Raw genomic sequence first — 21,985 nt, forward strand, 5'->3', positions numbered from 1 at the left:
TAAAAAGCGACCCAGGGCCCAGTCACATTTGTTGAAACTGGTATCATCCGCGCCTTTCCCTCTCAGGCACCGCGACATGAACCGCCAGAAAAAACTCCAGCAACTCTTCAAGGCCAAAGCCAAAAAGGCCAGTGCCAAGCTGGCGCCCAAAAGCAAAGATAAATACATCAGCAAGGCCGACCGTTTGAAGCTGGAGACCGAGGCCGATGAAAGCCCTGTCACGTCCCCCGAGACGCCTGCTGAATAAGGCGCACCGCTGAAGGGGTGGCCGCTTCATATTTGCCCCAGATACGCCGTAGATGCCGCGCCGAACCAAAGCCTGCGCGCTCGGCGACAGTTTCTATGGCCAGGTCAGATTCGGTCAGCAATTCGCGGGCCACGGCCAGACGCAGGCGGTGCAGGTAATCCAGCGGGCTGATTCCTACGTGCTCCTGGAACAAGCGCCCCAGGTGGCGGCTGCCGGTACAGGCCAGGGCCGCCATGCGAGTTACGGTCCAGGCCTCACAGGGCGCTGCGGCGATGGCGTCCTGCACCCGATGCACCGCCGGGTGCAGGTGATTACGCCCGGTTATCCAGGGTGACAACTGCGGGTCGCTGCCGCTGCGGCGCAGGTACACCACCATGTCCCGCGCCACGGCACAGGCCAGCCGTGGTCCGGCCAGCTCGGCAACCAGGTGCAGCATCAGGTCGATACCGGCCGTGACACCGGCGCTGCAACTGACCGGGCCATCGGTCACGTACAGGCGGTTTTCCAGCACCCGAGCCTTGGGCGCCATGGCTTGCAAAGTGGCGCACAACGAGTGGTGCGTGGTGCATTGGCGCCCATCGAGCAACCCGGCCCTGGCGGCACTCAATGCGCCGGCGCATACGCACACCAGGCGTTCCGCCGAGGGCGCGAAGACGCTTTGCAGCCATTGGGTCAGGTGGTTGCTGGCCGACTCGAAAGCTTGCTGGTGCGCCTTGTCGACCTTCATCGTGGAACCCACCAATACCACCAGAGTGCCGGGGGCCAGGGTCGGTGGCAGTGGCGCCAACCCTGTCAGTGGCAAGCCGATGGACGTGTGCAGTGACGTCACCGGACTGGCGTACTGCAAGTCGAAATCCACAGCTGCCGGATCATCGACTTGCGCGGCCAGGCGCAGCACTTCGGCAGGCCCTGCCAGGTCGAGCATCAGCACGTTTGGCAATAGCACGAACAGCACCGGCACGCTCATTGACTCACCCCGCCAGGGCCTGGGCGACCGTCACAATGCGCGCGAATCGGTCATCCAGGACCAGCTCCGTGCGTTGGCGAATCTCAGCCGGCGTGTAGACCCGGCCGCTATGCACATGGGTCATCGGGAAGGTCAGCGTCGCCTCGCTGACAAAATCCACCGTAAAGCCGCTGTCCGAAGCCTGCCGCGTGGTGGTCTCGCAGCATTGCTCGGTGCGAATGCCGCTGATGATCAGCGTGGTGACGCCCATCTCCGTCAGGCGAGCAGCCAGTGGCGTACCGGCAAAGGCACTGTGGTAGCGCTTGTGGATCACCAACTGCGGATTGATCGACAACTCGCTCAATGCCCTGACGTTGCCCGATTGCATGGAGAAATGCCCCTGGTCTTCAACATGGAAGACTTGTATCACCGGGATGCCCTGCTGAACACAACCATCAATGAGGGCCTGCTGTTTTTCCAGATAATCGGGCAGGTCATTTTCGGACCAATAGGTTGAATGCCGGAACGAATGCTGGGCGTCGATCACGATCAGGGCTTTACGGCTCATGGGTTGTCCTTGTGGCTTGTATCAGTGGCTGAACGATGCAGCCAGGGTATGGACAACACACTTCGCACGACAGACACGCGACGGACTACTTCAGGACGGATTCGGACATGCTACCGACCAGGCCATGGCGCATCGGCTACCAGGTTCGAAACCATGGGCATACTCATCCGCCAGGAGATTTTCCAGACGCTGATCGGTATAGGGCTCAAAGCCCAGGCGCCGATAGAACGGGGCATTCCACGGTACCTGCAGGAAAGTGGTCAGCGTCACCGCCTGCAGGTGCCGAGCACGTGCATGGCCCATCGCCGTTTCCATCAACTTGCGGCCCCAGCCTTGGCCTTGCAGCGGCTGGGCCACCGACACTTCATGGATATGCAAGTCGTCACCGACAGACTCTGCGCTGAGGAAGCCTTGGGGCTGGCCGTGTTCATCAACCACTACCCAACAGGTCATCAAGGCGATCCATTGCCGATGGCGCTCGACGCTGATCGGCGCGGCATCCGCCAGCCAGCCCAGCCCCTCGATTGCCCGGAACGCTTGGGCGGCAGAGCGCTCGATGGCGGGCAATAGCCCGGCATCCTCCGTGCGCGCCAAGCGAAGGTGGGCGGGCCGCTCAGCACCCACTCAAGGCCACCTGGGGCCGTTCGCCCGCAAAGAAAAACGGGCGCAGACGCACGCCTACGCTGTTGCCGATAAATGCCGCCACCAGCCACACCCAACCATGCAGGCTGCCCGAAGCGATGCCGCTGAAATAGGCGCCGATGTTGCAGCCGTAGGCCAGGCGCGAACCATAACCGAGCATCAGGCCGCCGATCACAGCCGCAATCAACGAGCGCGCCGGAATATTCAGGCTGGGCGCGAAACGCCCGGCCAGGCCAGCAGCCAGCAGCGCGCCGAGAACAATGCCGATATCCATGACGCTGGTAATGTCTTCCCATACCGGCGCGGCCAGCGCCTTGGCATTGCCCGGCATCTGCCAGAACGCCCAACTCGCCACATCCACGCCCAGCCCACTCGCCGCCTTGGCGCCCCACAGCGCGAACGCCGAGGTAATGCCCCACGGCCGCCCGGCCAGGGCCAGGGTGGCGTAGTTGAGCAATGCCAGGCCAATGGCGCCCCACACCAACGGCCAAGGCCCACGCAGGAAGCGCCTCAGGCCTTGGTGCTCGCTGTGCACGCCTTGTTCAAGCTGGCCATGGCGGCGTTTTTCCAGGCGCACCGTGACCAGCGCAATCAACGCAAACAGCGCCAGGCTCAGGACCAACGCCGGCAATACACCGAAACTCTTGACGATGGACACCGCGGGGAACGACGGCAACGCAAACCACCAATCGACATGATGGGTGGCGATCAACGAACCACAGATAAAGAACAGCAGCGTCACCAGCATGCGCGCATTGCCGCCGCCCACGGTGAACAAAGTGCCCGATGCACAGCCGCCGCCCAATTGCATGCCGATCCCGAAGATAAACGCCCCGAACACCACCGACACCCCGGCCGGCGCCACCAGCCCGGCCACCGGCTGGCCGAACAAGGTGCCCGCCCCGAGCGCCGGGAAAAACAGCACCACCGCCACCGCCAGCATCACCATCTGCGCACGCAAGCCAGCGCCACGCCGGTCATTGATAAATACGCGCCAGGCCGAGGTGAAACCGAAGGCGGCGTGGTACAGCGTCAGGCCCAGTGCGGCGCCGACAACCAGCAGCAACACCTGGCGTGCGCCGACCATGTTTTGCAGGAACAGGGCGCCCGCCACCAGGATGACAAAGGCTATCAGTGGCGCGGCAGGCTTGCGTGCAGGCGTCAGGGAAAGGGAGGTGCTCATGGGGATCTCGATTGGTTGGAAGGAGGCCAGTATAGCCCCAGACGGAATTTGATCAGGCGGTGGCATTGCCAAGAGGCTCATCGCCTGAACCTCCGCCTTCGCAGCCTCGCTGAAGCTCGACAGCTCCCACAGGGGATCGGCGGTGTAAGTGGTATATCGCTTTGCAGGGCCATCGCGACAAGCACAACCCTCGACAGCAACACCGCCCAAATGTGGGAGCTGTCGAGCCCCAGCGAGGCTGCGATGGCGGCGGCACAGGCAACCTCTTCATCGCCTGAACCACCGCCTTCGCAGCCTCGCTGAAGCTCGACAGCTCCCACAGGGGATCGGCGGTGTATGTGGATATCGCTTTGCAGGGCCATCGCGACAAGCACAACCCTCGACAGCAACACCGCCCAAATGTGGGAGCTGTCGAGCCCCAGCGAGGCTGCGATGGCGGCGGCACAGGCGACCTCTTCATCGTCTGAACCACCGCTTTCGCAGCCTCGCTGAAGCTCGACAGCTCCCACAGGGGATGAGGAGGATTGACTAACCCAGGCTGATCGACTTCCACGCTGCTTCAGCCAGCAGTTCGCGATATTCAAATGGACTTTTTTTGACCTTCGCCGACAACCACGCACGCGAGTAACTTTCCGCCGCGCCAATGATCAGCGAAGGGATCAGCTCGGCAGGCAAGTGGCTGAAATGCTCCTTGCGCCCTTCCCCGCTCATCCACTCCTTCAACTGTTGGTTACGCTGTTTATTGCGCGCAAGCAGCTCGTCCTTGAACGGGCCGCTGGAGACGGCAAAGCGGCTTTGAAACACGAACCGCGCCCAGTCCGGCTGTGCGCTCACCCATTCCACGTAGCTGTACACCAGCCCGACGACCCCTGCGTGGGCGGTATCCGCCGCTTGCAGGTAGCGATCACGCAAACTGGCCTGGTCTTGCAGCGCAGCGAAGAACAGCGCCGCCACCAAGCCCTCTTTATTGCCGAAGTGGTGATAGATAGCGCCGACGCTGGTATCACAGCGCGCACGGATGGTTTCGATATTGGTCGCTTCGATACCCGCCTCGTTAAAACACGCCAGCGCTTCACGCAGGATGGTGCGCTTGAGGTCGCTGCGCCTGCCGGGAAAGGTGCGCTCTATAAGATCGATGGAGTGCATGGGGGGGACGCCAAATAAAAACAGTTTATAGGTTGAGCGACCGCCAGAGAAAGCTTGGTTGACAGACAAGGAAATAACGGAATATTGTTCCGTTACAGAATATTATTCTGCAAGCCACTTTTGAGGATACTCCTATGAGCCAAGCCCTGAGCATGTTCAATAGCGTCGGCCCCGCCGCATTCAGCAACCTGGCCTGTCAAATGGCCCCCTACTTCAGCACGATCACGCCGCAAATCGCTGAGCTGAAGCCCAACCACGCGGTGGTGACCGTGCCGTTTCGCAAGGAAATCACCAATCACCTGGCCTCGGTGCACGCCATCGCGCTGTGCAACGCCGCTGAACTGGCCGGCGGCATGATGACGGACGCGTCGATCCCCCCTGGCGCACGCTGGATTCCCAAGGGCATGAGCGTGGAATACCTGGCCAAGGCGAAAACCGATATCCGCGCCGTTGCCGACGGCAGCGCCATCGATTGGCAGACCGCGGGGGACAAGATCGTGCCGGTAGAGATCTTCGATGCGGGCGGCATCAAGGTGTTCACCGCCCACATCACCATGAATGTGAAACTCGCTTAAGTACTCGGCCGTTCAGTGCCCCGCCACCGCAGGCCCATTGGCAGACCGCCGTCCCGGCTTGAAACCATGGGCATGCGCCGTCCAGGCGATCAGCAACGCGAGGATGATCAACACCAGCATCGCCCACGGAAACGCGGCCACGCCCCAGCGTTCCAGCAGCACCCCGCCGATCGCGCCACTGCCGGCTATCGCACTGTTCCACGCCACTACGTTCAGTGACAGCGCTACATCCGCGCCGTCACCGGCGGCATCGGCCAGGGCGGTTTGCAGCAAGGTGGCGGCGCCGCCAAAGCTCAGGCCCCATATCGCCACGCCGAGGTAGACCACTGCCGGCTGGCTGCCTAACAGGCCGAACGCCACACAGATCGCCGCAAATGTTCCCAGGCTGGCCAACACGGTTTTGCGCAGCATCGGCTCGACCAAACGCGCCGTCAGCCAGATGCCAGCCAACGCCGCAACGCCGAACACCAGCAGCACCAGGTCGACCCTCTCCGCCAAGCCAGCCCGCGCCACGAATGGCGCGATGTAGGTGTACAGAATGTTGTGGGCCAGCATCCAACTGATGACGACCGCCAGCACCGGGCGCACGCCGGGCGTGGTCAGTACCTTGCCAAGGGATACGCGCTGATGCGCAGGCTGTGGTGGGTAGTCAGGGACCTTCACCAGCACCCACACGATCAGCCCTAGCGTCAGCGCCGACATCAGGCCGAAGGTGGTACGCCAACCCACCAGGCCACCGAGCCAGGTGCCCAGCGGCACGCCCAGTGACAGCGCAATCGGCGTGCCGACCATCGCCAAGGCCAGAGCTTTGCCTTGTTGCTGGGGCGCGACCATGCGCCGCGCATAACCGGCCAGCAGGCTCCAGGCCAACCCTGCCGAAACGCCGGCAAAGAAGCGCGCCACCAGGGTCACGCCATAGTGAGACGACCACGCGGTGATGGAGTTGAACAACAAAAAACCAACGATGGTCAGCAACAGCACATTGCGCCGGCGCCAGCCACGGGTAGCGATGGTCATGGGGATCACCGCCAGCACCGAGCCCAGCGCATAGGCGGTGACCATCTGCCCGGCCATGGACGGCGAAATGCCCAAGCCAGCGCTGATCAAGGGCAACAGCCCGGCCGGCAGGGTTTCGGTGACGATGCAGATGAAACCGGTCATGGCCAGGGCGAGCAACGCGCCGATGGGCAGGCGTTCGGACGACGCCGAGAGGCTGAGAGAGGGTGTCATGGAAAACTCCTTGGCGGACTTAAATACTGATCGATACAAATGTTGCGGGACCTGGCCTCGCATTGTCAACGACTTATGTATCGACTAGTATTTATCTCATCTCCCCAAGAGGATTGCCGTCATGGCGCAAATGGGCCGCCCCCGCAGCTTCGACCGAGAACAGGCCGTTGAACAGGCCATGCACCTGTTCTGGCAGCACGGCTACGACGCCACCTCCCTTGCCCAACTCAAGACGGGCCTGGGTGGCGGGATTTCCGCACCAAGTTTCTACGCCGCGTTCGGTTCCAAGGAAGCACTGTTCGATGAGTGCGTGCAGCGCTACCTGGCAACCTACGCCCAAGTCACCGAATGCCTGTGGGATGAAAGCCTGCCGCCACGCCGGGCCGTCGAGACCGCATTGCGCCAGTCAGCGCGCATGCAATGCGACGATGCCCACCCCAAGGGCTGCATGGTGACACTGGGGGTGATGAGCGCGCCGAGCCCGGAGCATGCGCGGGTGGTGGATGCGCTGACCCAATCCCGGGCGCGAACCCGGGCGGGGATCGTCGCGTGTGTGCAGCGGGCGGTCCAGGCCGGCCAGTTGCCGGACACGCTGAATGTTGAGACGATGGCGACCGTGTTCGATTGCTTCTTGCAGGGCGTGTCGATTCAGGCGCGGGATGACACGCCCCATGAACAGATCGATGCGGCGATCAATCATCTGCTGTTGACCTGGGACATCGCGGCATCTACGGCAGCGCCCATTCCTCACGGCACGCCAGCGCTGTTGCAAAAATGACAGCCGTCAGGACGAACACCATCCCACCGTCTATTTGATGCCCCCTCCCACATTTGCAGCGCTCGGCATCACGCTGGTGAAATCGAGGATGACGGTGAACCGTTGCTGCTCGCGGATCACGGCAATCTGCCAGTTCAGCTTTGCGCACAATTGCCGCATCAACTGCAAACCAAGGCCATAGCCATAGTCGTCGGATTCCTGGCGCGGCTTGACCTCCCTGATGTGATTGGCAATCACCAGCCGAGGGTATTTGAAGCTGATATCTACTGCGCCCTCTTCCGCGTATTGCAGTGCATTGCGCAGGAAGTTGCCGATCACGATGCGGCACGCGGTAGGGGGCAGTCGGCAAGGTTCGTCGTGGATGTCGATGCTCAGCTCGATATCCCGGTTACCGATCAGGTAGCGGTGCTTCTCAATCAGTTCGCCGACCACTTCGCTCAAGTTAACGTCTTCCTCCGGCAGCGATTCGGCGTGCTCGCGACTCATCCACAGTAATGTCTCGGCGATAAGCTGCATATTCAGCACAGAGCGTTCTATACGCTGCAAGGAGGGAGGCAGGACCCCGCCGGATTGCAGGGCCAGCAGTTCTATATTGGCCTTGAGCACCGCCAGGGGCGTTCGCAGTTCATGGCTGGTGTAGCGCAACAGGCGGCCTTCTCGCTGGCTGGCGGCCTGCACTTGTTCAACACTGTTGGCCAGGGCGTCGGCCAGCCGATTGAATTCCTTGAAGTTAAAACCCGGCCGCTCGCTGGCCAGGGCATCAGGATTTTTCAGGGTGCTGGACCATTGGATCAGGCGTCCCAGCGGACGCACCAACCACCACACCAACAACGCGATGATGATCAACGCCGGCACGAATACCGCCAGGCTGATGAGCTTGATGCTTTCCAGTACCTGATCATAGTAGGCGTCGGACAGCGGCGTCTCGACCTCACCCCCAGCTTCCTTATCGTGGTCGATGTCATACATGTAGAGGGTTTTGCCGTCACCCAGGGGCTGTTCGAGAATGATATGAAACGGTGCATCGTCATCATCCGCGTAGAGATCGCCGAAGATATTCACCGCGCCGAAGGACAGGCTCGGCGGTGCATTCAGCAACTCGCGCACGTCCTTCGGCAAAGCCTCCTTGCCGATCACGCTGGTATAGAAGTAATTGTGCGGCGTCGACGTGGCCGGGTTTTGCTTGTAGTGCCTGACAAAATACTGGGCTTCCTCCTCCATCATCGCACTGGCGGTATAGAACAGGCCGCGCACCGTGAATTCAGGCAGCAGCTTGCTGTAGATCACCAACACCACGGCAATCAGCAACAGGAAGCTGCCACTGATCACCCATCTCAAACTCAGGCCGTTACGCATAAGGTTTTACCTGAATACCGACCCCAGGGAGGGTGTGGATCAAGGGCCGACTGAAAGGTTTGTCTACCGCCTTGCGCAGCCGGTGCATGTGCACTTTGAGGGTATTGCTGTCGGGCGGCTCATCGCCCCAGATTTTGCTTTCCAACCGCTCCCGGGGAACAGGCTCGGGACTGGCGCGCATCAAGTGCTCCAGCAAGGCCCAGCAGATGGGTGACAGATGCAATACCTGCCCTGCCCGGCTGACTTTGCGGGTGGTCAGGTCCATGATCAGGTCGTCCACTTGCAGACGGCTGGTCTGGCCGCTGCGCCGCAGGCTCAAGGCGCGAATCCGTGCCACCAGTTCGGCGAGTTCGAACGGCTTGACCAGATAGTCATCGGCTCCTGCGGAAAAACTGGCGAGTTTGTCCGGCAACGCGTCCAGCGAGGTCAGCATCAGGATGGGGGTCTGGATGCCTTGCTGGCGCAACCCTGCGCACACCTGCTGGCCGTCCAGTCGTGGCAGCATGATGTCCAGCAGAATGACGTCGTAGTGCTGGTTGAGCGCCAGGTTAAGCCCTGCCTGGCCATTAGTGGCGTGGTCGCAGACGATGCCGCTGATCTCCAGGTACTCGATGACGGTGATGGCCAGATCCAGGTTGTCCTCGACCAGCAGCAGATGAATATGCACGGAAAAAAACCCTCGGGCAGGTAGTGCGCAGCGGTTTGAAGGATAACGGAAGTCGGGCTGTTTCCCGCGATGTTTACCTGATGTTAACCCCGCGCTGCTTAGGCTAAGGCTCTTCTTATCCAGAGCTCGTCACCGTCATGAACCTGTATTCGATGATCAAAGGGGCGCTGTTAGCCGTGCTTTTCTTCGCGCTGATGGTGGGTATCCTTCCACAGCAAACTCAGTTGGTACGCATGGGCGGCAATGCCTGGTTTCTGGTTGGCCAGAACGTTGAGCAGACAGGGTCGTGTCATGTCGCCCGTGCGTCGTGATGAGACTGGCGCCAGCTATGCCAGCCAGTTGGTCGCCTGCGTGGTGCTGATTGTCTGCGTGGCGGTGTCGATGGGTATCTATATCGCACGCTTGAATGCGCACCTTGATGAGCTGCGCGACCTGTCCTCGGTGTATCTGCCCGACTGCCCTGACGGCCGCGGTGGTTTTATGGTCTATCCCGATGACAGGCGCAGTGGTGACCATTGCTATACCGCGCAGGAGGATGAGTCGATGGATGTCGATGAGGTGCAACGGCTATAAGGCTCGAACCTTGCGCAATGGTTCGATTACATCCTGCCTGCGGTTGGACCACCGCGCACGTTTTAGATACCCAGCACCCTGCGCGGCCCTATGGCTTGCTCAATGCAGTGGCCAGCCGCAGCATGGCGGCTTCGATTTCATGGGCGGTCAAGGATGAATACCCCAATAGCCAACCTTGTTTCTTCTCCTCGCCGGCATACAGCCGACTGAGGCCGGGCAACTGCACGCCTGCGCCGGCAGCTTGGCGGATGGTGTTTTCCTCCGACCAGCCATCGGCCAGCAGGCAGGGCATCTGCAGGCCGCCATGGGGGCACAAGGCTGTGGCAATCCCCTTCAGGTGTTTGCCGATGGCGGTGAGCATGACGGCACGGCGTGCGGCGTAAAGTTTGCGCATGGCCCGGACATGCGCGTGGTAGTGGCCGTCCTCCATGAAGCGCGCCAGGGTCAGTTGCAGGATCTGTGGCGTGTGGCCGTCCATGATGCTTCGCGCATAGGTAAAGGCGCTGACCAGCTCGACAGGCAGCACCATGTAGCCCATCCGCAACCCGGGGTAGAGGGTTTTGCTGAAGGTGCCCAGGTAGATCGTGCGCTGGCAGGGGTCCAGGCCCTGGACGCAGGCGATCGGCGGCCCGTCGTAGTGGAACTCGCTGTCATAGTCATCCTCGATGATCCACTTGCCCTGCTCGGCCGCCCAGTTGATCAGCTCCAACCGGCGCTCCAGCGTTAAGGTGGCGCCGGTGGGGTATTGATGCGAAGGCGTCACATAGACGCAATTGGCACCACTGCGGTCTGCCCGCAGCAGGTCGGTGCGGATGCCCAGCGCATCGACGTCAATGGGCACCACCTGGGTCTCGGCCGCTTCAAAGGCCTTCCTGGCGCCGTAGTAACCTGGGTTTTCCAGCAGGATGGGGTTGCCGGCGTCCACTAACAACTGGGCACACAGGTACAGAGCCTGGCGAGTGCTGCTCAATACCAGAACCTGGTTGGGTGAGCATTTGGCGCCGCGTTCGAGGTTCAGGTAGGTGGCAATCGCCTTGCGCAGAGGCTCGGCGCCTTGCGGGTCGCCATGCAGCAGGACGTTACCCCGGTAGTCCTTCATGGCCTGGCGTTGCAGGCGTTCCCATATATCGACAGGAAAGGTACGGGTTTCCGGCAGCCCTGTGGCAAAGGCCTTGACCGCCTGTTGATCGGTCACGCCACCCGTGTCGAGCATCATCCGGCCGCGCCGGCTCAAGCCCGCCCCGGACGCTGCATCGTTGCGCTGGGTTTCTTGCATTTTCATGCGCCGGCGCGCTGCCCCGCGCAACTCGGTGCCCACCGTCGCGGATACATAGCTGCCCGAACCCTCGCGCCGCACAATGAAGCCATCCCGATGCAGATGCACATAGGCGTTCTCGACCGTGTCGCGGGCAACCCCGAGTGTCTTGGCCAGCACCCGGGTCGCCGGCAACTTCAGGCCCGCGTCAAGGGCCCCCTCCAGGATCAATGCACGCAAGGCGCGCTGGATCCGCTGATGCAGATCCAGCCGCTGAAACTCGGCATCGTTGAGCCGTATCTTCAGTGTTTCGAGCTCGAAGGTTTTCGCCATGCGGTCTGCTCTATATGAATAAATTGGCCGGAATGAACGGGCCAGTTTATTCGTAGACTCTGTGCATCGCCACTTGCAAGGAGCAACGTAAATCCATGCCTTCATCAACATCCCACTCATCTGTTCGCCTCAGCGACCTCATCCCCCCGATTGTGGCCGGCTTGATCTCGGTTATCGTCAACTATGGCGGCACCTTCATTCTGGTGTTCCAGGCCGCCAAGGTCGCTGGGCTGAGCCCTGAGTTGACGGCCTCCTGGGTGTGGTCGGTGTCGATCGGCGTGGGGGTTACCGGGCTGTTTCTCAGTTGGGTTTCCCGCACACCCATCATCACCGCCTGGTCGACACCAGCGGCGGCCTTTCTGGTTGTAGCTCTATCCAGCACCCCCTATGCCGAGGCGGTGGGCGCCTACATGATCTCGGCTGCGGCCTTTGTGCTGCTTGGGTTATCCGGCTATTTCGAAAAAATCATCCGGCTCATCCCGCCGGGCGTGGCCGCCGGGTTGCTCGCCGGCATCCTGCTGCAGTTCGGCATCGGTGCTTTCGGCGGCATGAGCTTAGAGCCCATGCTGGTCGGCTTGCTGATTGTGGCTTACCTCGTGCTCAAACGCCTGAGCGCACGCTACGCGGTTGTGGGCATTCTGGCTTTGGGACTGGCGTTCTTGCTGGTTCAGGGACGGGTCGATTTGTCGGGCCTGGAACTGCAACTGGCGGCGCCTGTGTTCACCCGGCCTGAGTTCTCGCTCAATGCCCTGCTCAGTGTCGCGCTGCCGCTGTTTCTGACCACCCTGACCGGCCAGTACATGCCCGGCATGCTGGTGCTGCGCAACGATGGGTTCAACACCAGTGCCAACCCCATCGTGGGCATCACCGGGCTGGGCTCCTTGCTCATGGCGCCCTTTGGTTCCCACGCGTTCAATATCGCGGCGATCACTGCTGCCATCTGCACCGGCAAGCAAGCCCACGAAGAGCCCTCCAAGCGCTGGATCGCCGGCATTGCGGCGGGTGTTTTCTACATCCTGGTCGGAGTCTTCGGCGTGACCCTCGCGGCGCTGTTCATGGCGTTTCCGGCCACCTTCATCACCACCCTGGCCGGGCTCGCCCTTCTAGGCACTATCGGCGGCAGCCTGGCCGGCGCCATGGCCGATGCCAAGTCACGCGAAGCCTCACTGATTACCTTCCTGGCAGCGGCCGCCAACATCACGTTGTTCGGAATTGGCGGGGCGTTTTGGGGGCTGCTGATTGGGTTGGTGGCGTACGTCGTGCTTAATGGGCGGTTGCCGCGTCGGGAGCCTGCTGCCCGTGAGAACGCTGCTAGCTGATGCACGTCCAGGTTTTTGATTTCTTCCGGCCAGCTTTGGGTTGATGGGCCAAATCCAAGGCAAAAAAAAGCCTGCTTCTCTGCAGGCTTTTTTATCTGGCACGACCTAGACTCAGATTTTAGGCTAAGTAGCTGTTTAAATTGAAATTAAGCTTACTACTTAAAGTTCATACCCCTACCATTACCCTAATGAAACCCGTACCTTTTGCAAGTCAAGCGTTAGACCGCATATAACCCTCCGGCGCGCTGCGCGAACCAAGTTCATTTGAACGAAGGCATAGTTTCGATCCGAAGCACCATTCCCTCTCCCATTGTGGTGTCAACCTTCCCCTATTACTATTGGTAACAATTCCTATTCGTAAGAAATTTCGATGCCTCATCTCCCTGAGTCGGGTGCCCCACCGTATAGCGTTGCCAGCTTGTATGTAGCCCATCACGGCTGGATACAGCGCTGGCTGGCGCGAAAACTCGGCAATGTCAGTGATGCCGCCGAACTCGCTCACGATGTGTTTGTGCGCTTGTTGGGCCACCCGCGTCAGTTCGACAGCGATGTACATGCACGCGCGTACCTAAGCACGCTTTCGCGCAACGTGTGTGTGGATTTCTTTCGGCGCAAGCACGTGGAGCAAGCGTGGCTTGAGGTATTGGCGAGTCGGCCTGAGGAGTGCGCACCGTCTGAAGAACACCGCGCCTTGGTGTTTGAAGCTCTGGTGCATTTGCAGGCAATGCTCGATCGCCTGCCGGTCAAGGTGTCAGAGGCGTTTTGCCTGGCCCAGATCGAAGGTTTGAGCTATCGCGAGATTGCGCTGCGCATTGGCGTGAGCGAGCGCACCGTCACCAAATACATCGGACAGGCCATGTTCCAATGCATGGTACTGGAAGCCGAACTGGACGGAGTGCTGTTATGAGCTCCAACTCTGGCGGCCTCGACCATGCCACTTTGCAACAAGCCGCTGACTGGTTTGCCCGCCTGAGTGCGGAACCCAATGCTTTGCAATTGCATGAGGATTGGCGTCAATGGCATGCCCATAGCGAACTCAATCGCATGGCCTGGAGCTATGTCGCACGCGTTGGGCAGCGTTTTGCACCGTTGCAGGAGGATATCGCGAGGGCCAACCAGACGCTGGAAACCTTGCGCCATTCCCAGCGCTCACGTCGCCAGGTATTGCGCGGCTTGTCGATTTTCATGGGGGGCGCATTACTGGGCTGGGGAAGTTGGCAGCAGCGTTGGCTGCCAGGGAACTGGACCGCCGATTTTCGCACCAGTACCACCCCATTGGGTGAACAGCGTTTGGCCGATGGCACACGCCTTTGGCTTAACAGCGGTACGGCGCTGGATGTGAATTTCAGCGCCGATCAGCGCGAGTTGAAACTTTATAGCGGCGAAATCCTCGTCAGTACCGGCAACGACCCACGGCCGTTCGTGGTGGACACACCGCAGGGTCGTCTACGCCCAATCGGCACTCGTTTTAGCGTGCGAGAACATGATGGACGCACGTTACTCAACGTGTACGAAGGCAGCGTGCAGGTTAGCTGTGGCGACACCCATCAAACTCTCATCGTGCCAGCAGGTCAGGGTGTTAACTTCGACCGCCACAGCCTGTCCGCAACGCAACGTGCCCAGCCCGGGCGCGAAGCGTGGATGAAAGGAGTGTTAATGGCGAACGATATGCGCCTGGGAGATTTTATCGATGAGTTGGCCAGCTATCGCCATGGACATCTGGGGATTGACCCGCAGGTTGCCAACCTGCGGGTGATGGGTATCTTCCCGTTGGAGGACACCGATCAGGTATTGGCCATGCTCGAGCAGGTGCTGCCCGTGCGCATCGAGCGGCGATTTGCCTGGTGGGTCACGGTGGTTGCGCGCTGACATTTTTTCGCTTCCGTGCTTCCGGTTTTGAATTTTCATTCGAATTAGAGAAGGACAACGGCTTAATGCCTCCTTCGACCGGAACTGTTTATGCCCTCATTCCTGCGTAATACACCACAATCCTTGGCGTTGACCATCACCCTGGCCTTGGCCACACCGGCTAGCCTGAGCGTAGTGTCACTTGCGACAGCCGCCGAACGGACAAGCGCGCAGCGTTTCGATCTGCCCGCTGGCGCCCTTGCCGACCAACTCAACCAGCTTGCCGCCCAATCCGGAATCTACCTGGCGGGCAATGCCGCACTGATCGCCGGCAAAACAGGCCCGGCGCTGCACGGTAGCTACACCGTGGACCAGGCACTGCACACCTTACTGGCAGGTAGTGAGTTGACGGTGGTGCAGACCGGCGAGCGACGCTATCAGTTGCAGCCAGGCGCGGGCGGCGCACTTGAGCTGGGTGCAATATCGATTTCCGGCAAGGCGCCTGGCTCTACCACCGAAGGCACAGGCTCTTACACCACGGACTCCTCCAGCAGTTCGACGCGGCTGAATATCCCGCTCAAGGAGACGCCACAATCGATCACTGTGATCACCCAGCAACGCCTTCAGGACCAGCACCTGACCAACCTGACAGATACCCTGGAAGCTGTTTCCGGGATCACCGTCGTACGTGAAGGCCTCGGCGCCGACACCGACAGCTACTACTCGCGCGGTTTCGCCATCAACAATTATGAAATCGATGGTGTGCCCACCTCCTCGCGCCTGGACAACTACACGCAGAACACAGCCATGTACGACCGCATCGAAGTGGTCCGTGGCTCAACCGGCCTTATCAGCGGCATGGGCGACCCGTCCGCGACCATCAACATGATCCGCAAGCGCCCGACCGACGTTGCCCAGGTGAGCATTGGCGGCGAAGCCGGCAGCTGGGACCGTTATGGCGCCAGCGTCGACGTGTCCGGCCCGTTGACCGAGACCGGCAATATCCGCGGCCGCCTGGTGGTGGACTACAAGAACCAGGGCGCCTGGATCGACCGTTACAAGCAGGACAACAACCTGGTCTACGGCATCACTGAATTCGACCTGTCGGACACCCTGCTGCTGACCGTCGGCTTCAGCTACCAGACCCAGCACACCAATCAGCCACCGCGCAGCGGCTTCCCGCTCAAATACAGCGATGGCAGCCTCACCGACTTCAAGCGCTCGTTCAACACCAGCGCCGACTGGTCCTACTACGACCACGAGCAAACCACTTTCTTCACCTCCCTTGAAAAGCAGTTCGAGAACGGCTGGAGTGGCAAGGTCGAGTACAGCCGCAACGAAAACAAATACGACTCCGAAATCGTCTACCTGGCGGGGGATATCGACAAGACCACCGGCCTGGGTGCCTACGTCATGCCCAACAAGTTCAAGGGCAACCCGATCCAGAATGCGGTGGATGCTTACCTTACCGGCCCGTTCCAACTGTTTGGGCGTGAGCACGAGTTGATCACCGGCGTGACCTTGTCGCAAATCCGCAACGAAAACGCACCGGACTACGGCGGCTGGGTTCGTCCCGGCGGCAGCTACGACGGCACCATTGGCGCGATCGGTGACTGGAGCGGCAGTGTCGCCAAGCCGAACTTCGTCAACACCGGTCGCCAGGACTTCGAAGAGAACCAGTACGGGGCCTACCTGACGTCGCGTTTCCACCTCAACGATGACACGACACTGATCCTCGGTGGCCGCGTGGTCGATTGGAAACAGAATGACGAGACGCGCTACTTCTCGGGCGATGTGACGACATCCAATCGTAAGGAAACCGGGGTCACTATCCCGTATGCCGGCTTGGTCTACGACCTGAGCGACAGCTGGTCCGTATACGCCAGCTATACCAAGATCTTTAATCCGCAGTCGTTGCAGACCACCACCGGCTCCTACCTGGACCCACTCGAAGGCACCGGCTACGAAGCCGGGGTCAAGGCCGCATTCAATGAAGGCCGCCTCAACACCAGCCTGGCCCTGTTCAAGGTCGAACAGGACAACCTGGGCATTGCCGATGGCAACAACCTCACCCCGGCTGGCTGGCAAGCCTACACCACCAGCAAGGGCACCACGACCCAAGGCGTGGAATGGGAATTCAACGGCGAACTGGCCGAAGGCTGGCAAGCGGCGGGCGGCTACACCTACAGTGTCTCTACCGACCAAGATGACAAGCGCATCGCGACCCAGATCCCGCGCCACAGCTTCAAGACCTTCACCTCGTACCGCCTGACCGGCCCGCTGGACAAGCTGACCGTAGGCGGCGGCGTCAACTGGCAGAGCAGAACCGGCTTCGACCTCAGCTACTACGAGCAGAAGAGCTACGCGGTCACCAACCTGATGGCGCGCTACGACATCACCAAAAACCTGTCGGCAGCGGTCAACCTGAACAACGTGTTTGACAAGGAGTACTACTCCACCACCAGCGCAGGGGTTTACGGCGCTCCGCGAAACCTCATGACGTCGTTCAAGTACAACTTCTGATCCCCATCGACAGCAACTGGCTTTTTACGACCGGAAGCTGGGGCAGCTCATGATCTGGCCTCCTGAACACCTACGAAGAAGTGGGCGGGTGGAGGCTGCACTGGCTGACGAAACCAGCGCCGCGAATCCCTTTTACGGTGATAAACCGGAGGCGCTTTGCCTCGCGCATAACGAACTGCCCTTTCTCCCAAACTCTACCCTTAAAATGGCGGTGCCTACCGGAATCCGACAGAACGCCAAAACGAAAAAACCCGCCATAAGGCGGGTTTTTCGGGGGTTTCAGAGATTTTGAAAGCCTTCTCTGGAACCTTGTCTGGCTCCACGACCTGGACTCGAACCAGGGACCCAATGATTAACAGTCATTTGCTCTACCAACTGAGCTATCGCGGAATGCGCCGTATGTTACTGATTAAAAAGAAGAAGTCAAGCCTTCCATGACGCTCGTCGCAATTAACTCCCATGACCGTTTGAAAACGCCGGCTCCAGGGCCAAATCCAGCCAGGCCCGCGCCGCAGGCGGTAGGTGGGCACTGGCGCGCCAGGCCAGGGCGATGTGCCAGTCGGTGTGGGGTTCGTCCAGGGGGATCAAGGCGATGCCGGGATGTTGGTGCTTGTGCGCCAGCATGCGTGGCAGGAAGGCGACGCCCAGCCCGGCGGCGACCAGGTCGACGATAAAGTCGATCTGCCCGCTGCGGGCGGTGACTTTGGGGGTCACGCCCTTGCGTTCGCAGGCGCTGAGAATCTTGGCGTTAAGGGCGAAGCCGGCTTCGAACAGGATAAATGGCGAGTCCGCCAGGTCGGTGAAGTCGATGCGCTTGCGACGCGCCAACGGGTGACTGATCGGCAGCACCGCGATCAGGGGTTCGTTGCGTACCGGCTGGTAGTCGAAGCCTTCGTCTACCGGCAACAGCAGGGCCGCGAGGTCGACCTCCCCCGCCTCCAGGCACTCGCGCAGTTTTTTACTGCCGTATTCGGTCAGTTCGATGTCGATGTCCGGGTAACGGCTGCGGTAAGCGGCAAACATGGCGGCAAATAACACGCCGCACCCCACGGGCGGCAGGCCAATGCGTAGCACACCACGCTTGAGGCCGCGCAGGTCATTGATTTCAGCCACCAAGTCGTTGCGTTCGGCGAGTATCACCAGGGCGCGGCGGTAGGCAATTTCACCGGCAGCGGTAAGTTCGTTCTTATGGCCGAGGCGATTAAGCAACGGCGTGCCCAGTTCGTCCTCCAGGGTCTTGACCGCCTTGCTGACGGTGGACTGGGTCAGCGCCACCGTGTCGGCCGCCTGGGAAAAGCCGCCTTGGCGTACCACTTCGACAAACGCACGCAAGGTTCGCAGGTTCATCAGTATTCCTTTTGCGACTGGATAGCAGTGATAAAAGTTGTTTTTATCATGTCACAACTTTGCTTATGGTGTAGCACTTTGCCCTGTGGAGACACCGTAGATGATCATCTCGTCCGCTTCCGACTACCGCGCTGCAGCCAAGCGTAAGTTGCCGCGCTTTCTGTTCGACTACATCGACGGCGGCGCCTATGCCGAGCACACACTGCGCGCCAATAGTTCGGACCTGGCCGAGATCAGCCTGCGCCAGCGCATCCTGCGCAATGTCGACAACCTGAGCCTGAGCACCGAGCTGTTCGGCACTGAACTGGCGATGCCGGTGATCCTCAGCCCGGTGGGCCTGACCGGCATGTATGCGCGGCGCGGGGAAGTGCAAGCGGCCAAGGCGGCGGCCAATAAAAACATCCCTTTCTGCCTGTCGACGGTGTCGGTGTGCTCGATTGAAGAAGTGGCCGCGCAAAGCCCACAGTCGATCTGGTTCCAACTGTATGTGCTCAAGGATCGCGGCTTTATGCGCAACGCGCTGGAGCGGGCGCAGGCAGCTGGGGTAACCACGCTGGTGTTCACTGTCGACATGCCGACACCCGGCGCACGCTACCGCGATGCTCACTCAGGCATGTCCGGCCCATACGCGGCGCAACGGCGCATGTTGCAGGCGATCACCAAGCCGCAATGGGCCTTCGATGTGGGCCTGATGGGGCGCCCCCATGACCTGGGCAATATTTCCACGTATCTGGGCAAGCCCACTCACCTGGAAGATTACATCGGCTGGCTCGCCAATAACTTCGATCCGTCGATCAGCTGGAAAGACCTGGAATGGATCCGCGAGTTCTGGAAAGGTCCGATGATCATCAAGGGCATCCTCGACCCGCAGGATGCCAAGGATGCGGTGAGTTTCGGCGCCGACGGTATCGTGGTCTCCAATCATGGCGGCCGGCAACTCGACGGCGTGCTGTCCACGGCCAAGGCGTTGCCGCCGATTGCCGACGCCGTGGGCGACGACCTGACCGTGCTGGTGGACTCCGGCATTCGCTCCGGGCTCGACGTAGTGCGCATGCTCGCCCTGGGCGCCAAGGCATGCCTGCTGGGGCGTGCCGCCGCCTATGCACTGGCCGCCGAGGGCCAGCACGGGGTGGAAAACCTGCTGGATATCTTCGCCAAGGAAATGCGCGTAGCAATGACCCTGACCGGGGTCACTTCAATCGCACAGATCGATCGCAGCACCCTGGTCTAGCCCTGCCGATCGGCGATACCGCTAGCCTTAATGTATGCCTGAATTTTACTGTGATGGGAGCCGTGCTGTATTTGCGGCTCAATCCAGATTTTTTATTTCGACAAACAACCTGACCCGCAAAAAGAGTAAAACTGAGCAAGCTGTAGCAACTCCAGCTCCAACCAGCCAAATAACTGGCGCCATTGTTTGCCAGACTTTTCTGACCTTAAATACAGTCGATTGATTTATAAGGAGTTTTATTGACTCTATAAACTTGGCACGAATCTCGCTCTAATACTCTTCAAGCAGGTGAGGCGATGACAAGACGTGCGGCAGTGCCCCGGGGTTATAACCCGAGGCAAAGCGGTTTAAACTGTTTCCAATGTTTTACGGTACTGAAGGAACAGTAAGACGCTTGGCGTTCGCCACTCTCATCCAGCCTGTAAGACAGCCAAGTGCTTAGAGGCCATTCGTTTATGAAAACACCCACCCAGACCAACGCAATTGACTTTGACAGTGCCAAATTGCAGCGCCTGGGATTGGGTCAGCCTTCCCTTCGCCCACGTCGCCCTGCAACCCTCACCGAACTTCGCCAGCAATTGAGCCAGCAGCTGCAAACCAGCCTTGAGCCGGAGCGTATCCTCAGTCTGTTCTTTCGCGAAATACAGCGCCTGGTACCACTGGATGCGTTGCAATATCGCCATGCCGCCAGCGACCTGCGCCTGGAGTTCGGCCATCGTGGCCACCATTCGGTGAGCTACACCTTGAGCCACGAGGGCGAGCACTTGGGCGAACTGGTATTGCGCCGTAACCAACGCCTGATCGAAGAGGAGCTGAACCAGCTCGAGGCGCTGTTGGTAACGTTGCTTTACCCGATGCGCAACGCCCTGCTCTACCGCGCCGCCACGCGCAGCGCCCTGCGTGACCCGTTGACCGAAACCGGCAACCGCGTCGCCATGGACCAGACCCTGCAACGTGAAATCGACATGGCCAGGCGGCACCTGCACCCTCTGTCATTGCTGATGCTGGACATCGACCATTTCAAAAAAATCAATGACACCCACGGGCATGCCGCCGGCGACAGTGTGCTGCGCGCCGTGGCCGGGGCGATCAAGCACCAGTTGCGTAACGTCGACATGGTGTTCCGCTTTGGCGGGGAAGAGTTTCTGATCCTGCTGTCCAACACCGGTCGCGAGGCCGCGAGGATGGTCGGCGAGCGCCTGCGCCAGGCGGCACAAGCCCAGGACTATTGGGTGGAGGGCACGCGGATCGAATTGACGGTGAGCCTGGGTTGCTCGACGCTATTGGCGGCCGAGTCGGCTGAAAGCCTGCTGCGCCGGGCAGACAACGCGTTGTACGTGGCCAAGCGCGAAGGCCGTAACCGCTTGGCAATGGCGGGGTAAGCCCCCGCCATCGCACCTACTTCATGCCTCGCTGGCGACGCGCATTGGGCGCTCGCGAACCGCCGGCGCCTTGTCTTGGTCTTTCTGCGCGTTCTCCAGGCGCATGCAGCTTTCCAGGAACAGGTACATGTAGTCATAGCTCTTGCACACCGCCTGGCGCAGCTCTTCCTGGAGCGCCTTGCTCGGGTTGGTCCCGGCCAGGGTGCAGATGATTTCCAGGGCTTCCCACGGGTGGGCATCGTCGTACTGGGCGTGCATCTTGAGCCACTTCATCGCGCGCTTGCGATCTTCCTCAGGGAACGCGGCAGCATACACACCGGTCGAGCAGACCACGGCGGACCATTCCCCAGTCGCCCCCTCGATCGCGTAGTTGGTGGCGGCAATCGCGACGATCAACGGATCGGCCGAACTGGTGTGCCAGCACCAATGGCTCAGTGCGTGCAATTCCGGCGGTACGTCTTGCGCCTGCAGTTCTTCCAGGCTGACGCCGTGGGCACGCGCCCAGTGCACCCAATAGTCGGCATGGTTGAGTTCCACGCGGATATTGCGCATCAGCCAACGTCGTGCCATGTCCTCCCCAGGGTGGCGGGCAAACTTGGTCTTGGTCAGATTCTGCGCCATGTACAAGGCAAACTGTTCGACCACCGGCCAACCACCAATGAGGTAGTGGCGCATGGTCTGGGCGCTGAGGGCGTTGTCACGCATGCGCTGATACAGTTCGTGCTCGACAACCCGGCGCTTGCTCTCGCTACAGGCCTGGATCAATTGCTGCGCCCAGGCGGGGTAACTCGAGGCTTCCATAAGCGGGCCGGTTCTATTGAAGGTGTCGATCACTG

22 protein-coding genes and 1 tRNA gene are annotated in these 21,985 nt (G+C 60.5%); 10 read left to right on the forward strand and 13 right to left on the reverse strand.

Going from position 1 to position 21,985, the window contains the following annotated elements; all coding sequences use genetic code 11:
* Positions 1–76 precede the first annotated feature (76 nt).
* Positions 77–247: a DUF2986 domain-containing protein gene (locus tag TU73_RS28130; RefSeq protein WP_082642558.1), complete on the forward strand. Its 171-nt coding sequence runs from the start codon at positions 77–79 to the stop codon at positions 245–247.
* On the opposite strand, the gene TU73_RS07475 is transcribed toward TU73_RS28130, so the two are convergent.
* From TU73_RS07475 to TU73_RS07495, 5 genes are all read right to left on the reverse strand, one after another.
* Entirely contained in the window at positions 219–1,214 is a 996-nt protein-coding gene (locus tag TU73_RS07475) for a GlxA family transcriptional regulator (RefSeq protein ID WP_057011664.1), read from the reverse strand. The two genes, TU73_RS28130 and TU73_RS07475, sit on opposite strands and share 29 nt — an antisense overlap.
* Before the next feature lie 4 nt (positions 1,215–1,218).
* On the reverse strand, positions 1,219–1,761 hold the full coding sequence (locus TU73_RS07480) for a cysteine hydrolase family protein (RefSeq protein ID WP_057011665.1): 543 nt from the start codon (positions 1,759–1,761) through the stop codon (positions 1,219–1,221).
* 90 nt (positions 1,762–1,851) lie between these two features.
* A complete protein-coding gene (locus TU73_RS07485) occupies positions 1,852–2,385 on the reverse strand; it encodes a GNAT family N-acetyltransferase (protein WP_057011666.1) in 534 nt (177 codons plus the stop codon).
* Positions 2,375–3,586, reverse strand: a complete 1,212-nt coding sequence (locus TU73_RS07490) for a YeeE/YedE family protein (RefSeq protein ID WP_057011667.1) — start codon at positions 3,584–3,586, stop codon at positions 2,375–2,377. Before TU73_RS07490 ends, TU73_RS07485 begins: the two co-directional genes overlap by 11 nt.
* 528 nt (positions 3,587–4,114) lie before the next feature.
* Complete coding sequence (locus tag TU73_RS07495) at positions 4,115–4,732, reverse strand: TetR/AcrR family transcriptional regulator (RefSeq protein WP_057011668.1); 618 nt, start codon at positions 4,730–4,732, stop codon at positions 4,115–4,117.
* 134 nt (positions 4,733–4,866) lie between these two features.
* On the opposite strand from TU73_RS07495, the gene TU73_RS07500 reads away from it, so the two are divergent.
* Positions 4,867–5,307 (forward strand): hotdog fold domain-containing protein, encoded by a 441-nt coding sequence (locus TU73_RS07500; protein ID WP_057011669.1) that lies wholly within the window; start codon positions 4,867–4,869, stop codon positions 5,305–5,307.
* A 12-nt stretch (positions 5,308–5,319) separates the two neighbouring features.
* Here the strand turns inward: TU73_RS07500 and TU73_RS07505 are convergent, their stop codons facing one another.
* The gene (locus TU73_RS07505) at positions 5,320–6,537 is read right to left on the reverse strand and encodes an MFS transporter (RefSeq protein ID WP_057011670.1); all 1,218 of its coding nucleotides are present in this window, start codon (positions 6,535–6,537) and stop codon (positions 5,320–5,322) included.
* A gap of 121 nt (positions 6,538–6,658) precedes the next feature.
* Here TU73_RS07505 and TU73_RS07510 point away from each other — a divergent pair, with 121 nt between their 5' ends.
* On the forward strand, positions 6,659–7,315 hold the full coding sequence (locus TU73_RS07510) for a TetR/AcrR family transcriptional regulator (protein WP_057011671.1): 657 nt from the start codon (positions 6,659–6,661) through the stop codon (positions 7,313–7,315).
* A gap of 30 nt (positions 7,316–7,345) precedes the next feature.
* Here the strand turns inward: TU73_RS07510 and TU73_RS07515 are convergent, their stop codons facing one another.
* From TU73_RS07515 to TU73_RS29470, 3 genes are all read right to left on the reverse strand, one after another.
* Positions 7,346–8,671 (reverse strand): sensor histidine kinase, encoded by a 1,326-nt coding sequence (locus TU73_RS07515; protein ID WP_057011672.1) that lies wholly within the window; start codon positions 8,669–8,671, stop codon positions 7,346–7,348.
* Positions 8,664–9,338, reverse strand: coding sequence for a response regulator transcription factor (locus TU73_RS07520; protein WP_057011673.1), 675 nt, complete (start codon positions 9,336–9,338; stop codon positions 8,664–8,666). The genes TU73_RS07515 and TU73_RS07520 overlap by 8 nt, the downstream gene beginning before the upstream one ends.
* A 170-nt stretch (positions 9,339–9,508) precedes the next feature.
* Complete coding sequence (locus TU73_RS29470) at positions 9,509–9,631, reverse strand: hypothetical protein (protein WP_269458223.1); 123 nt, start codon at positions 9,629–9,631, stop codon at positions 9,509–9,511.
* Between TU73_RS29470 and TU73_RS07525 the strand changes: the two genes are divergently transcribed.
* A complete protein-coding gene (locus TU73_RS07525) occupies positions 9,630–9,911 on the forward strand; it encodes a hypothetical protein (RefSeq protein ID WP_057011674.1) in 282 nt (93 codons plus the stop codon). The genes TU73_RS29470 and TU73_RS07525 overlap by 2 nt on opposite strands.
* Before the next feature lie 88 nt (positions 9,912–9,999).
* Here TU73_RS07525 and pdxR read toward each other — a convergent pair whose 3' ends face one another.
* On the reverse strand, positions 10,000–11,499 hold the full coding sequence (gene pdxR / locus TU73_RS07530; RefSeq protein WP_057011675.1) for a MocR-like pyridoxine biosynthesis transcription factor PdxR: 1,500 nt from the start codon (positions 11,497–11,499) through the stop codon (positions 10,000–10,002).
* 95 nt (positions 11,500–11,594) lie between these two features.
* Here pdxR and TU73_RS07535 point away from each other — a divergent pair, with 95 nt between their 5' ends.
* The 4 genes from TU73_RS07535 to TU73_RS07550 all read left to right on the forward strand — a co-directional run bounded on the left by TU73_RS07535 (position 11,595) and on the right by TU73_RS07550 (position 17,189).
* The gene (locus tag TU73_RS07535) at positions 11,595–12,818 is read left to right on the forward strand and encodes a benzoate/H(+) symporter BenE family transporter (RefSeq protein ID WP_057011676.1); all 1,224 of its coding nucleotides are present in this window, start codon (positions 11,595–11,597) and stop codon (positions 12,816–12,818) included.
* Between the two features lie 370 nt (positions 12,819–13,188).
* Positions 13,189–13,725, forward strand: coding sequence for a sigma-70 family RNA polymerase sigma factor (locus TU73_RS07540; protein WP_057011677.1), 537 nt, complete (start codon positions 13,189–13,191; stop codon positions 13,723–13,725).
* Positions 13,722–14,687, forward strand: a complete 966-nt coding sequence (locus TU73_RS07545) for a FecR domain-containing protein (protein WP_057011678.1) — start codon at positions 13,722–13,724, stop codon at positions 14,685–14,687. The genes TU73_RS07540 and TU73_RS07545 overlap by 4 nt, the downstream gene beginning before the upstream one ends.
* A 90-nt stretch (positions 14,688–14,777) precedes the next feature.
* Entirely contained in the window at positions 14,778–17,189 is a 2,412-nt protein-coding gene (locus TU73_RS07550; RefSeq protein ID WP_057011679.1) for a TonB-dependent siderophore receptor, read from the forward strand.
* A gap of 314 nt (positions 17,190–17,503) precedes the next feature.
* Here the strand turns inward: TU73_RS07550 and TU73_RS07555 are convergent.
* Together TU73_RS07555 and TU73_RS07560 are read right to left on the reverse strand one after the other, a co-directional pair.
* A tRNA-Asn gene (locus TU73_RS07555) sits at positions 17,504–17,579 on the reverse strand.
* Between the two features lie 60 nt (positions 17,580–17,639).
* A complete protein-coding gene (locus TU73_RS07560) occupies positions 17,640–18,536 on the reverse strand; it encodes a LysR family transcriptional regulator (protein ID WP_057011680.1) in 897 nt (298 codons plus the stop codon).
* Positions 18,537–18,636: 100 nt separating this feature from the next.
* Between TU73_RS07560 and lldD the strand changes: the two genes are divergently transcribed.
* Positions 18,637–19,767: an FMN-dependent L-lactate dehydrogenase LldD gene (gene lldD / locus TU73_RS07565; protein WP_057011681.1), complete on the forward strand. Its 1,131-nt coding sequence runs from the start codon at positions 18,637–18,639 to the stop codon at positions 19,765–19,767.
* 455 nt (positions 19,768–20,222) lie between these two features.
* Positions 20,223–21,149 (forward strand): GGDEF domain-containing protein, encoded by a 927-nt coding sequence (locus TU73_RS07570; protein ID WP_057011682.1) that lies wholly within the window; start codon positions 20,223–20,225, stop codon positions 21,147–21,149.
* A gap of 21 nt (positions 21,150–21,170) precedes the next feature.
* Here the strand turns inward: TU73_RS07570 and TU73_RS07575 are convergent, their stop codons facing one another.
* On the reverse strand, positions 21,171–21,950 hold the full coding sequence (locus tag TU73_RS07575; RefSeq protein WP_414860434.1) for an iron-containing redox enzyme family protein: 780 nt from the start codon (positions 21,948–21,950) through the stop codon (positions 21,171–21,173).
* Between the last annotated feature and the right edge of the window lie 35 nt (positions 21,951–21,985).

Source organism: Pseudomonas libanensis, assembly GCF_001439685.1.
GTDB classification, from domain to species: domain Bacteria; phylum Pseudomonadota; class Gammaproteobacteria; order Pseudomonadales; family Pseudomonadaceae; genus Aquipseudomonas; species Aquipseudomonas libanensis.